We start from the raw sequence: 13,211 nt of genomic DNA, 5'->3' as shown, positions 1-13,211 counted from the left end.
CATGTATACGAAGATTATAGGTACCGGCAGCTATCTGCCTGAACAAGTGCGTACGAACGCCGACCTGGAAAAAATGGTAGATACGTCTGACGAGTGGATTGTCACACGCACAGGTATCCGTGAGCGTCGTATTGCCGCGCCAGATGAATCCGTAGCAACAATGGGCTTCGAAGCCGCTAAACGCGCGCTGGAAATGGCTAACATTGATGCTGAGCAAATCGGCCTGATCGTGGTAGCAACCACCTCGTCGACTCACGCTTTCCCAAGCGCGGCGTGCCAGATCCAGTCGATGCTGGGCATTAAAGGCTGTCCGGCGTTTGACGTGGCTGCGGCCTGTGCCGGTTTCACCTACGCACTGAGCGTGGCCGATATGTACGTTAAATCGGGTGCAGTGAAAAACGCACTGGTGATTGGCGCTGACGTTCTGGCCCGTACCTGCGATCCTACCGATCGCGGCACAATCATTATTTTTGGCGATGGCGCTGGTGCCGTCGTGTTAGGCGCATCCGAACAGCCGGGCATCATCTCCACGCATCTGCACGCGGATGGCAACTACGGTGAGCTGCTCACTCTGCCAAACGCCGATCGTGTTCACCCGGAAAACTCTATTCACCTGACAATGGCAGGGAATGAAGTGTTCAAAGTCGCGGTGAAGGAATTGGCTAACATCGTTGAAGAAACGCTGGCAGCTAATAATCTGGATCGTTCTGAGTTGGACTGGCTGGTACCACACCAGGCCAACCTGCGCATTATCAGCGCAACGGCGAAGAAGCTTGGCATGTCGATGGACAACGTCGTGGTAACTCTCGACCGCCATGGCAACACCTCTGCGGCCTCCGTGCCGTGCGCGCTGGATGAAGCCGTGCGTGACGGTCGCATCAAGGCCGGTCAGCTGGTGCTGCTTGAAGCCTTCGGTGGAGGTTTCACCTGGGGTTCCGCGCTGGTTCGTTTCTAATTAAGGATTATAAGATGACGCAATTTGCATTTGTGTTCCCGGGACAGGGCTCTCAGACCGTAGGCATGTTGGCTGAGCTGGCTGCAACCTATCCGATTATCGAAGAAACATTCGCGGAAGCTTCTGCGGTGCTGGGCTATGATCTGTGGGCATTGACCCAACAGGGTCCAGCAGAAGAACTGAACAAAACCTGGCAGACTCAGCCAGCTCTGTTGACCGCATCTGTTGCACTGTTCCGAGTTTGGCAGCAGCAGGGCGGCAAAACGCCAGCGCTGATGGCCGGTCATAGCCTTGGTGAATATTCTGCGCTGGTGTGTGCGGGCGTGATTAGCTTCGCTGATGCTGTACGTCTGGTTGAACTGCGTGGCAAATTCATGCAGGACGCGGTGCCAGCGGGCACTGGTGGCATGTCTGCCATTATCGGCCTGGACGATGCGTCTATCGCAAAAGCGTGTGAAGAGTCTGCTGAAGGGCAGGTTGTCTCCCCAGTGAACTTTAACTCACCGGGCCAAGTGGTTATCGCGGGCCATAAAGAAGCCGTTGAACGTGCCGGTGCCGCATGTAAAGCTGCGGGCGCAAAACGCGCACTGCCGTTGCCGGTCAGCGTCCCGTCTCACTGTGCGCTGATGAAGCCAGCAGCAGAGAAACTGGCTGCAGAACTGGCGAACATCACCTTCAATGCTCCTCAGATTCCCGTTATCAATAACGTGGATGTGAAGTACGAAACTAACGCAGACGCGATTCGCGATGCGCTGGTGCGCCAGCTTTATAGCCCAGTACAGTGGACCAAAACCGTTGAGTTTATGCCGTCCCAGGGCACAGAACACCTGTATGAAGTCGGCCCGGGTAAAGTCCTCACCGGCTTGACGAAACGTATTGTTGACACCCTGACTGCCTCGGCCATTAACGAGCCGACGGCGATGTCAGCGGCGCTTGAGCAATAAGAAGAGGAAGAGCAAAACCATGAGTTTTGAAGGAAAAGTTGCACTGGTTACCGGTGCAAGCCGCGGCATTGGCCGCGCTATCGCTGAAACACTCGTTGCCCGTGGCGCGAAAGTTATCGGTACTGCCACTAGCGAAAGCGGTGCTCAGGCCATCAGCGATTATTTAGGTGCAAACGGTAAAGGTCTGATGTTGAATGTGACCGACCCGGCATCTATCGAATCTGTTCTGGGAAATATTCGCGCAGAATTTGGCGAAGTGGATATTCTGGTTAATAATGCCGGGATCACTCGCGATAACCTGTTAATGCGAATGAAAGATGATGAGTGGAACGACATTCTCGAAACCAACCTGTCATCAGTTTTCCGTCTGTCAAAAGCGGTAATGCGCGCTATGATGAAAAAGCGTCATGGTCGTATTATCACTATCGGTTCTGTGGTTGGTACCATGGGAAATGCTGGTCAGGCCAACTACGCTGCGGCGAAAGCGGGTTTGATTGGTTTCAGTAAATCGCTGGCGCGTGAAGTTGCGTCTCGCGGTATTACTGTGAACGTTGTTGCTCCGGGCTTCATTGAAACGGACATGACGCGTGCGCTTTCTGATGATCAGCGTGCGGGTATTCTGGCGCAAGTTCCAGCGGGTCGCCTTGGCGATGCAAAAGAAATCGCGAGTGCGGTTGCGTTCTTAGCTTCTGACGAAGCGGGTTACATCTCTGGTGAAACCCTGCACGTCAACGGCGGAATGTACATGGTCTGACCGTAGTTTGCACAAAATGCTCAGGATCCGCGCAGTCTGTGCGCTTCTGAGTAATATTAGGTGCAAAATGATTTGCGTTATTAGGGCAAACACCCTCAAAATAGCGTAAAATCGTGGTATGACCTGCCGGGATTTAGTTGCAAATTTTTCAACATTTTATACACTACGAAAACCATCGCGAAAGCGAGTTTTGATAGGAAATTTAAGAGTATGAGCACTATCGAAGAACGCGTTAAGAAAATTATCGGCGAACAGCTGGGCGTTAAGCAGGAAGAAGTTACCAACAATGCTTCCTTCGTTGAAGACCTGGGCGCTGATTCTCTTGACACCGTTGAGCTGGTAATGGCTCTGGAAGAAGAGTTTGATACTGAGATTCCGGACGAAGAAGCTGAGAAAATCACCACCGTTCAGGCTGCCATTGATTACATCAACGGTCACCAGGCGTAAGTGAACATCTCCAGGCGGTCATTCGACCGCCTGAGTTTTATCTTTTTGTCCCACATCTCTCTTTTTTATCCCTCCCTGGAGGACAAGCGTGTCTAAGCGTCGTGTAGTTGTGACCGGACTTGGCATGTTGTCTCCTGTCGGCAATACCGTAGAGTCCACCTGGAAAGCTCTTCTTGCCGGTCAGAGCGGCATCAGCCTAATCGACCATTTCGATACTACCGCCTATGCAACGAAATTTGCTGGCTTAGTAAAGGATTTTAACTGTGAAGACATTATCTCGCGCAAAGAACAGCGCAAGATGGATGCCTTTATTCAATATGGAATTGTCGCTGGCGTACAGGCCATGCAGGATTCTGGCCTTGAAGTGACGGAAGAGAACGCCTCGCGTATCGGTGCTGCTATCGGCTCCGGCATCGGCGGACTCGGCTTAATCGAAGAAAACCACAGTTCATTGGTGAAAGGCGGCCCACGTAAAATCAGCCCCTTCTTCGTACCGTCCACAATTGTTAACATGGTGGCCGGTCATCTGACCATCATGTTCGGCCTCCGCGGTCCAAGCATTTCCATCGCCACGGCGTGCACCTCAGGTGTACACAACATCGGTCATGCGGCACGAATGATTGCCTATAACGATGCTGATGCCATGCTGGCTGGCGGTGCTGAAAAAGCGAGTACACCTCTGGGTGTTGGCGGTTTCGGTGCAGCGCGCGCGCTGTCGACCCGCAATGACAGCCCGCAGGCGGCAAGCCGTCCGTGGGATAAAGACCGTGATGGTTTCGTGCTCGGTGACGGCGCCGGTATCATCATGCTCGAAGAGTACGAACACGCAAAAAAACGCGGCGCGAAGATTTACGCAGAAATCGTCGGTTTTGGTATGAGCAGCGATGCCTACCACATGACGTCGCCGCCGGAAAACGGTGCAGGCGCAGCACTCGCAATGGTTAACGCTATCCGCGATGCAGGCCTCGAACCTGGCCAGATTGGTTACGTCAACGCACACGGGACTTCCACCCCAGCAGGCGATATCGCCGAAGCGCAGGCAGTGAAGTCCGTGTTTGGCGATGCAGCCAGCCGTATTATGGTGAGCTCGACCAAATCAATGACCGGTCACCTGCTTGGTGCAGCGGGCGCGGTTGAATCGATCTATTCGATTCTGGCCCTGCGCGATCAGGCTGTTCCGCCAACCATCAACCTGGATAACCCGGAAGACGGTTGTGACCTTGACTTCGTCCCGCACGAAGCGCGTCAGGTCAGCGGTATGGAGTACACCCTGTGTAACTCCTTCGGCTTTGGCGGCACCAACGGATCGCTTATCTTTAAAAAGGTTTGATTATCCGTTTGCACTGATAAAGGCCTGCATCGCAGGCCTTCAGACTGATGACAAACCTAAAACGTTTGAGAGACGAACAGATCGCACCAGGTAAATAACAAGGAAAATCAATTTATTGATTTTCGGCTGATGACCACAAAGAAGGAAAAACCACGCTTTTTCCTTCTTTGTCAGCAATCTAAAGGCCTGCATCGCAGGCCTTTTCTTTAAGGTTTCTCCTCTTGAGATCCCGCGTTCCCCCTGCCAGACTAACGGGCCACTGATAAGGAGCCGCTATGTTCTTGATTAATGGTGTGGAACAGGACTCACTCCCGGCCAACGATCGCAGCGTCCAGTTTGGTGACGGCTGCTTTACCACGGTCCGGATCCAGAACGGTATTCCCGCATTTTTTGACCAACACCTACAGCGATTGCAGGACACCTGCCGCGCGCTGATGATCCCGTTTTCCGACTGGGCAACGCTCGGCCAGGAAATGCTGTCTCTGGCGAAACCTCACATCGACGGTGTGCTGAAAGTCATCATTACCCGTGGGAGTGGCGGGCGAGGGTATAGCCCTGAGGCCTGTCAGGCTCCGACCCGCATTCTTTCCGTTTCCCCGGCACCTGCACATTATCCTGACTGGCAACAGCAGGGGATCACGCTATCGCTCAGCCCGGTGACTCTGGGGCGCAACGCCACGCTGGCTGGCCTCAAACACCTTAACCGTCTCGAGCAGGTACTGATCCGCACGCATCTTGAACAGACGAACGCTGACGAGGCGCTGGTTCTTGACAGCGAAGGGTGGGTTACGGAATGCTGTGCGGCTAATTTGTTCTGGCGAGCAGGTGACACCGTGTTTACGCCGCGTCTCGACCATGCCGGCGTCAACGGTATCATGCGCCAGCATTGTCTTTCCCGGTTGGCACAAAGTCGTTTTCGCGTTGTCGAAATCGCTGCAAGAGAAGACGCTGTGCGTAAGGCGGATGAAGTCCTTATTTGTAATGCGCTAATGCCCGTCGTTCCTGTGAATCAGTATGCTGACGCTCGCTATCTTTCGCGCGAGCTGTTCAAATTTTTGGCCCCACTTTGTGAGCAGTCGATTAAGTCATGAAGAAAATGTTTCGGTTTGTCCTCCTGCTGTTGATTGCGTTTGCGATTGCTGCAGGTGTCGGGATGTGGAAAGTCCGCCAGTTGGCGAACAGTAAAATACTCATTAAAGATGAGACGATCTTTACGCTGAAGGCCGGAACCGGACGCATGGCGCTGGGTGACACTCTTTATGCGGAAAAAGTCATTAATCGTCCGCGAGTGTTCCAGTGGTTGCTGCGCGTAGAGCCTGAGCTGTCGCACTTTAAAGCCGGGACGTATCGTCTGATGCCGGGTATGAACGTGCGCGAAATGCTGCAACTGCTGGCCAGCGGAAAAGAGGCACAGTTCCCGGTCCGCTTTATTGAAGGGATGCGCGTCAGCGATTACCTCAAAGTGCTGCGTGAAGCCCCATACGTGAAGCACACGCTAAAAGATGACAGCTACGCCACGCTTGCCGAATCGCTGAAGCTGGAGCATGCCGACTGGGTGGAAGGCTGGTTCTGGCCTGATACGTGGATGTACACCGCCAACACTACCGATCTGCAAATCCTCAAGCGTGCTCACCTCAAAATGGTGACAGCGGTAGAAAGCGCGTGGAAAGGGCGGGCGGATAATCTGCCGTACCAGAATGAAAATCAGCTGGTAACGATGGCCTCTATCATCGAGAAAGAGACTGCCGTCGCCGGGGAGCGCGACAAAGTTGCTTCGGTATTTATCAACCGTCTGCGTATCGGCATGCGCTTGCAAACTGACCCGACGGTTATCTACGGTATGGGCGAAAGCTATAATGGCAAGCTGAGTCGTAAAGATCTTGAGACGCCAACGGCGTACAATACTTACGTCATTGCCGGGATGCCGCCTGGGCCAATCGCCACGCCAGGTGAAGCGTCACTCAATGCCGCGGCGCATCCGGCCAAAACGCCTTATCTCTATTTTGTTGCCGACGGCAAAGGCGGGCACACCTTCAACACCAATCTTGCGAGTCATAACCGCTCAGTACAGGATTACCTGAAAGCACTTAAGGAAAAAAATGCGCAGTAAGTATATCGTCATCGAAGGCCTGGAAGGTGCGGGGAAAACCACCGCGCGCAATCTGGTCGTAGAAACCCTCGAGCAGATGGGCGTCCGCGATCTGGTGTTTACCCGTGAACCGGGCGGCACCGTGCTGGCGGAAAAGCTGCGCAGTCTGGTACTGGACATCAAATCCGTTGGCGATGAAGTGATCACCGATAAAGCCGAAGTGCTGATGTTTTACGCGGCGCGCGTACAGCTGGTCGATACGGTAATTAAGCCGGCGCTGGCGGAAGGCAAATGGGTGATTGGCGATCGCCATGACCTCTCCACGCAGGCCTATCAGGGCGGCGGTCGCGGTATCGATCAGCATCTGCTGGCCACGCTACGTGATGCGGTGCTCGGCGATTTCCGCCCGGACCTGACGCTGTATCTGGACGTTACTCCAGAAGTGGGCCTGAAACGTGCACGTGCGCGCGGCGATCTCGATCGAATCGAGCAGGAATCCTTCAATTTCTTCCACCGTACCCGTGACCGTTATCTGGAACTGGCTGCCGCCGATCCGACTATCTGCACTATCGACGCCACGCAGCCGCTGGAAACCGTGATGCAAAATATTCGCAGTACCCTGGCAGCCTGGGTTGAGGAGCAGGGCGCATGAAATGGTATCCGTGGTTGCGACCACCGTTTGAGGAACTGGTCAGTAGTTACCAGTCCGGACGCGGGCACCACGCGCTATTAGTGCAGGCATTACCGGGCATGGGTGCAGATGCGCTGGTCTATGCACTGGTGCGCTTCCAGATGTGCCACACGCCTGATGGTCAGAAAAGCTGCGGCAAATGTCACAGCTGCCAGCTGATGCAAGCGGGTACGCACCCGGATTATTATCAGCTCGCGCCGGAAAAAGGCAAAAGTACCCTCGGTGTTGACGCGGTCCGTGAAATCACGGAAAAGCTCTACGAGCACGCTCGCCTCGGTGGCGCGAAAGTGGTGTGGGTCAGCGATGCGGCTTTGCTGACTGAAGCTGCCGCCAACGCGTTGCTGAAAACTCTGGAAGAGCCGCCGGAAAACACCTGGTTCTTCCTGCAATGTGAAGAACCCGCGCGGTTACTGGCGACACTACGCAGCCGCTGCCGTCATTTCCATCTGTCGCCCCCTGCGGAAAATTACGGCATTGCATGGCTTGGTCGTGAAGTGACAACGTCACAAGAAAATTTATTGACCGCATTACGTCTGACGGCGGGCGCACCCGCTGCGGCACTGGAACTGCTCGGTGAATCGCGGTTTGCTCCTCGCCAGCAGCTTTGTGCGGCGTTGGATGCTGCGCTCCGAAGCGCAGACTGGCTGTCGTTGTTGCCTGCGCTCAATCATGACAGCGTGGCGGAACGGCTCTACTGGCTGTCATCACTACTGCTGGATGCGCAAAAAATGCAACAGGGCATTTCACTGTTGACCAACGTGGACGCCTGGGCACTGGTTCAGCGCGTGGCTAACGCGCTTTCTCCGACCCGGCTGCAGGCGATGATCCATGATGCCTGTACGTGTCGGGAACAGCTTCTCAACGTCACCGGCCTCAATCGTGAGCTGATGCTTAACGACCTGTTATTACGCTGGGAACACTGGCTGCAACCGACTAGCGTGTTGCCCATTCATCACCTATAAACCGTTCACCTGTAAAAATTCACCTGTAAAAGAACACCTCTAAGAGAGACATTATGTTTTTAGTCGACTCCCACTGCCACCTCGATGGCCTGGATTATCAAACGCTGCATAAGGATCTGGACGATGTGCTGGCGAAAGCCGCCGCGCGGGATGTGAAGTTCTGCCTGGCGGTAGCGACGACGCTGCCAGGATATCGCGGCATGCGTGAGCTGGTCGGTCAGCGCGACAACGTGGTATTTTCCTGCGGTGTTCACCCGCTGAATCAGGACGAAACGTACGACGTCGAAGAGCTACGTCGCCTGGCGGCAGAAGAGGGCGTAGTGGCGATGGGCGAGACCGGTCTCGACTATTATTACACGCCGGAAACTAAAGCCCGGCAGCAGGAGTCTTTCGCACACCACATCCGCATTGGGCGCGAGCTCAACAAGCCGGTGATTGTCCATACCCGCGATGCACGGGAAGACACGCTGACAATTCTGCGCGATGAAAAAGTGACGGATTGCGGAGGCGTACTACACTGTTTCACTGAGGATACGGAGACGGCAGGTAAACTGCTCGATCTGGGCTTCTACATCTCGTTTTCCGGGATCCTGACGTTCCGTAATGCAGAGCAGTTGCGTGAAGCGGCGCGCTATGTTCCGCTGGACCGGATCCTGGTTGAAACTGATTCACCGTATCTGGCACCGGTTCCGCACCGGGGGAAAGAGAATCAGCCGGCGATGACGCGTGATGTGGCAGAGTATATGGCCGTACTGAAAGGGGTGTCGCTTGAGCAACTGGCGCAGCAGACCACCGAAAACTTCGCCTCACTGTTCCATATTGACCCCTCACGCCTGCAATCTGCCTGATTCGTCAGCTTATTTTAAAGCTCGTAATTAATAATCAAAACGAGTAAAGTTCACCGCCGAAAAAAGGGGGTGAACCCCTCTTTCTGTAACGGGTAGAAACAACTTTTGTAAAATAGTGCAAGGTTTTCCTAGTTTGCTAGCCGAAACGTGATGGCTGTCAAACAAAAACAAATCGAATTATTTTACTCTGCGTAATAAATACAAAGGGCACTTAGATGTCCTGTTCACGGCGAGGTTCTCCCCGCTCGCCAATGCGTGAAAGCGTAAAAAAAGCATAAATACTCAGGAGCACTCTCAATTATGTTCAAGAATGCATTTGCTAACCTGCAGAAGGTCGGTAAATCGCTGATGCTGCCAGTATCCGTACTCCCAATCGCAGGTATCCTGCTGGGCGTCGGTTCTGCTAACTTCAGCTGGCTGCCAGCGGTCGTCTCTCATGTTATGGCAGAGGCAGGCGGTTCTGTTTTTGCAAACATGCCGCTTATCTTCGCAATCGGTGTTGCCCTCGGCTTCACCAATAACGATGGCGTTTCTGCTCTGGCATCCGTTGTTGCCTACGGCATCATGGTCAAGACCATGGCTGTGGTTGCACCGCTGGTACTGCACTTACCTGCTGACGAAATCGCGGCGAAACACCTGGCTGATACCGGTGTTCTCGGCGGTATCATCTCCGGCGCTATCGCTGCCTACATGTTCAACCGCTTCTATCGCATCAAGCTGCCAGAATACCTGGGCTTCTTTGCGGGCAAGCGTTTTGTGCCGATCATCTCCGGGATGGCAGCTATCATCCTCGGCGTCGTACTGTCCTTCGTATGGCCGCCAATTGGTACTGCGATTCAGGACTTCTCCCAGTGGGCTGCCTACCAGAACCCGGTAGTCGCGTTCGGTATCTACGGCTTCATTGAACGCTGCCTGGTACCGTTCGGTCTGCACCACATCTGGAACGTTCCTTTCCAGATGCAGATTGGTGAATACACCAACGCTGCTGGTCAGGTGTTCCACGGTGATATCCCACGTTACATGGCAGGCGACCCAACTGCAGGCAAACTGTCTGGTGGCTTCCTGTTCAAAATGTACGGCCTGCCGGCTGCAGCTATCGCAATCTGGCACTCAGCAAAACCTGAGAACCGTGCAAAAGTGGGCGGCATCATGATTTCCGCTGCGCTGACTGCGTTCCTGACCGGTATCACCGAACCGATTGAGTTCTCCTTCATGTTCGTTGCGCCGATCCTGTACATCATTCACGCCATTCTGGCGGGTCTGGCATTCCCAATCTGTATTCTGCTGGGTATGCGTGACGGGACGTCCTTCTCGCACGGTCTGATCGACTTCATCGTTCTGTCTGGTAACAGCAGCAAGCTGTGGTTGTTCCCGGTCATCGGTCTGTGCTACGCGGCGGTGTACTACACCATCTTCCGTGTGCTTATCAAAGCACTGGACCTGAAAACCCCAGGTCGTGAAGACGCTACCGAAGACGCTAAAGCTGGCGTTGCTAGCGGCGAAATGGCTCCGGCCCTGATCGCAGCCTTCGGCGGTAAAGAAAACATCACTAACCTCGACGCTTGTATCACTCGTCTGCGCGTCAGCGTTGCCGATGTGGCAAAAGTTGACCAGCCAGGCCTGAAGAAATTGGGTGCGGCAGGTGTGGTTGTTGCAGGTTCCGGCGTTCAGGCTATTTTCGGCACCAAGTCCGATAACCTGAAAACCGAAATGGATGAATACATCCGCAACAGCTAATCAGCGATTGGGGAGAGACTAAGGCAGCCGAATGGCTGCCTTTTTTTATGTCTAATCCACGGGGGCGTGGTTACAACGGGGTTATGCGTAGGTCCGACAAGCAACGCGCCGCCGGGCCATCTGGTTTAGAAATCGTAGCTGGCGGAAACTGAGAAGTTCAGCGGTGCACCATACACGAGGTAAGACCCAACGTAGTCGTAATACTCTTTGTCGAACAGGTTATTGACGTTTGCCTGCAGGGCAAAGTTCTTCGTCATCTGATAACGGCTGAAGAGATTTACGAGGCCATAGCTGCCCTGGTCAACGTAATCGCGACCGTCTGGACCGCCGCTGACGTGAGCCCAGGTTTTGTTCTGCCAGTTCATGCCACCGCCCACGGAGAGTTCTGGCAGCATCGGCAACTGGTAACGGGTAAACAGCTTCAGCGTAGTACGCGGTTGATCGGAGCTGATCGCATTCCCGTCTTTATCTTCTGCCACATAGCGCGTGGCCCCGAAGGTCAGTTGCCAGTTATCGGTCAACGCGCCGTTAAGTTCAAACTCGACGCCCTGACTGACCACGCCATCCAACGATTCGTAAATGGATTCCCCGCTCGGCAGGTACGTGTAGGTGTTATTCGCCACGTGGTCCTGTTCGATACGGAATACCGCCAGCGACGTGGTCAGACGGGTGTTAAACCAGTCGGCTTTGACGCCCGCTTCATAGCTTTTGCCGGTGGTCGGATCGAGATAACGGCCGTTGGCGTCGCGCTTGTCCTGCGGCTGGAAGATATTGGTGTAGCTGACATACGCGGACCAATCTTCATTGATGTCATAAACCAGTCCGGCGTAAGGCGTGACGTCATCTTTGGTGCTTTCAAGACGCGTATCCGGCGCGCCTGCCGGGTTGTATTTGATGTTGTAGTTGGTGTAACGCGCCCCGAGTATCAGGTGCAGCGGGTCGGCCAGCGAGAAGCGGGCAGAAGTGTAGGCTGACGACTGGTTAATGTCGTCTTTACTGTAAAGCTTCCAGGCGGTCCACTGCGGATCGGCAATATTGCTGCTCCAGTTTTTAAAATTGCCAATGTCGACCATCCCATACAGAGCGTCTGGCATTGAGTTATCGTAATGATTGCGCTGATGGCTCAGGCTACCGCCAACCATCATTTCATGCTGACGACCAAACAGTTCGAAATCGCCTCGCAGGAACGCATCCACCGCATCCTGTTTGCGCTCGCCACGGTTCCAGCCGCCGTAACCGACCATTCCGCCGCCGGTGTCTCTGTCCGGATAGCCGGACATGTACATCAGTTTGGTATCAAAATTAGTTTCCGCATGCATACCGTTGACGTGTGCTTCCCAGCCGTTGTCGAAGCGCTGCGTGAAGTTGGCGAAGACTTTGGTGCTGTCTTTATCGGAATATGCCCAGTCAGGTGCGACAGTATCGCTGCGGTCGTAATGTGTTTTACTGCCATCGGCGTACCAGGTCGGCAGGCCGCCCCAGGTTGGATCGGCGGTATTGCTTTCCTGATATTCATAGCCGAGTGAAAGGGTGGTGCTGTCGGTGATGTCTGCATCCACTACGCCGTAGAGGAATTTTTTACGGTAGTGGTAATTATCCATCCACGAGTCATTGTCCTGATAACCGGCAATGACGCGACCGCGAACGTTTCCGGATTCAATCAGCGGAGCCTGCAAGTCGAGGACATAGCGCTGCTTATCCCAGCTGCCGTAACTGACGCTGGCGTTGCCCTGGAATTCACGGCTATCGGCGTGTTTACGCACCATATTAACGTAGGCTGCTGGATTACCGGTGCCGCTCATCAGGCCCGTTGCGCCGCGAACCACTTCAATGCGGTCATAAATGGCGGTGTCGGTAGCGGTGTCGCCAAAGTTCCAAACTTCGCTAATAGAGGTGGGTAAATCGTCATAGGCATAATTGCTGACGAAGAAACCGCGGGAATAAAACACGGTGCGATCGCTGTCCTGCACTTGCGCCGTCACGCCGGTGGTATTGGTCAGAACCTGGCCTATGGTTTGCAGGTTCTGGTCCTTCATGCGCTGCTGGCTAATCACGCTGACGGACTGCGGAATATCGCGCGGAACCAGCAGCAGTCTGGTCCCGGTGGTGGTGGTTTTTACGCTGTAATCCTGGTCCGGTGCATTGCCCGTGGTGCTCTCGGCTGCACCTTCAACCACCACTGTTTCTTCATTGTTCGCATCAGCGGCATGAACGGTGTGAGGTAATAAGGCGAAGGCGATACACGCCGCGAGAAGTGAGGGCGAGGCGGGCAGTCTGTGCTGCTTATTCCTGGTGTCAAAAGTGAAAGACATCGTAACCCTTATGTTGTCTGTTGTTATAGGCGCAGTGGTATTGCATGGAAATGCAAATGCGAAATATACGCATTCATATTATCGCTGTAAACAAATGTAAGTGGGCATCTGAAACTTTGTTTTAAAATGCAATGTCGCGAGG

12 protein-coding genes are annotated in these 13,211 nt (G+C 54.1%); 11 read left to right on the top strand and 1 reads right to left on the bottom strand.

Features of this window, described 5'->3' with window-relative positions; genetic code table 11:
* Position 1 precedes the first annotated feature (1 nt).
* The 11 genes from MUU51_RS05665 to ptsG all read left to right on the top strand — a co-directional run bounded on the left by MUU51_RS05665 (position 2) and on the right by ptsG (position 10,757).
* Positions 2-955 carry a beta-ketoacyl-ACP synthase III gene (locus MUU51_RS05665; protein ID WP_133460050.1) on the top strand — a complete coding sequence of 318 codons (954 nt, stop codon included), beginning with the start codon at positions 2-4 and terminating at the stop codon, positions 953-955.
* Between the two features lie 14 nt (positions 956-969).
* Positions 970-1,899: an ACP S-malonyltransferase gene (gene fabD / locus MUU51_RS05660; RefSeq protein ID WP_258967310.1), complete on the top strand. Its 930-nt coding sequence runs from the start codon at positions 970-972 to the stop codon at positions 1,897-1,899.
* Between the two features lie 19 nt (positions 1,900-1,918).
* Positions 1,919-2,653 carry a 3-oxoacyl-ACP reductase FabG gene (gene fabG / locus MUU51_RS05655; RefSeq protein WP_159761410.1) on the top strand — a complete coding sequence of 245 codons (735 nt, stop codon included), beginning with the start codon at positions 1,919-1,921 and terminating at the stop codon, positions 2,651-2,653.
* A 210-nt stretch (positions 2,654-2,863) separates the two neighbouring features.
* Positions 2,864-3,100 (top strand): acyl carrier protein, encoded by a 237-nt coding sequence (gene acpP / locus MUU51_RS05650; RefSeq protein WP_000103754.1) that lies wholly within the window; start codon positions 2,864-2,866, stop codon positions 3,098-3,100.
* Between the two features lie 88 nt (positions 3,101-3,188).
* Positions 3,189-4,430 carry a beta-ketoacyl-ACP synthase II gene (gene fabF, locus MUU51_RS05645; protein ID WP_159775189.1) on the top strand — a complete coding sequence of 414 codons (1,242 nt, stop codon included), beginning with the start codon at positions 3,189-3,191 and terminating at the stop codon, positions 4,428-4,430.
* A gap of 275 nt (positions 4,431-4,705) precedes the next feature.
* Positions 4,706-5,521: an aminodeoxychorismate lyase gene (gene pabC / locus MUU51_RS05640; RefSeq protein WP_159775191.1), complete on the top strand. Its 816-nt coding sequence runs from the start codon at positions 4,706-4,708 to the stop codon at positions 5,519-5,521.
* A complete protein-coding gene (gene yceG, locus MUU51_RS05635) occupies positions 5,518-6,540 on the top strand; it encodes a cell division protein YceG (protein WP_159775194.1) in 1,023 nt (340 codons plus the stop codon). The genes pabC and yceG overlap by 4 nt, the downstream gene beginning before the upstream one ends.
* Positions 6,530-7,171 (top strand): dTMP kinase, encoded by a 642-nt coding sequence (gene tmk / locus MUU51_RS05630; RefSeq protein ID WP_258967309.1) that lies wholly within the window; start codon positions 6,530-6,532, stop codon positions 7,169-7,171. Before yceG ends, tmk begins: the two co-directional genes overlap by 11 nt.
* A complete protein-coding gene (gene holB, locus MUU51_RS05625; RefSeq protein WP_258967308.1) occupies positions 7,168-8,172 on the top strand; it encodes a DNA polymerase III subunit delta' in 1,005 nt (334 codons plus the stop codon). The genes tmk and holB overlap by 4 nt, the downstream gene beginning before the upstream one ends.
* 53 nt (positions 8,173-8,225) lie before the next feature.
* Positions 8,226-9,020: a metal-dependent hydrolase gene (locus MUU51_RS05620; RefSeq protein ID WP_125353723.1), complete on the top strand. Its 795-nt coding sequence runs from the start codon at positions 8,226-8,228 to the stop codon at positions 9,018-9,020.
* Between the two features lie 300 nt (positions 9,021-9,320).
* The gene (gene ptsG, locus MUU51_RS05615) at positions 9,321-10,757 is read left to right on the top strand and encodes a PTS glucose transporter subunit IIBC (RefSeq protein ID WP_159775202.1); all 1,437 of its coding nucleotides are present in this window, start codon (positions 9,321-9,323) and stop codon (positions 10,755-10,757) included.
* A 125-nt stretch (positions 10,758-10,882) separates the two neighbouring features.
* On the opposite strand, the gene fhuE is transcribed toward ptsG, so the two are convergent.
* The gene (gene fhuE / locus MUU51_RS05610; RefSeq protein ID WP_258967307.1) at positions 10,883-13,069 is read right to left on the bottom strand and encodes a ferric-rhodotorulic acid/ferric-coprogen receptor FhuE; all 2,187 of its coding nucleotides are present in this window, start codon (positions 13,067-13,069) and stop codon (positions 10,883-10,885) included.
* Positions 13,070-13,211 lie beyond the last annotated feature (142 nt).

The sequence above is a fragment of the Scandinavium manionii genome, from assembly GCF_024764775.1.
GTDB lineage: Bacteria > Pseudomonadota > Gammaproteobacteria > Enterobacterales > Enterobacteriaceae > Scandinavium > Scandinavium manionii.
The sequence above is the reverse complement of the archived record's forward strand: the minus strand, read 5'-3'. Positions and strand labels throughout refer to the sequence as shown.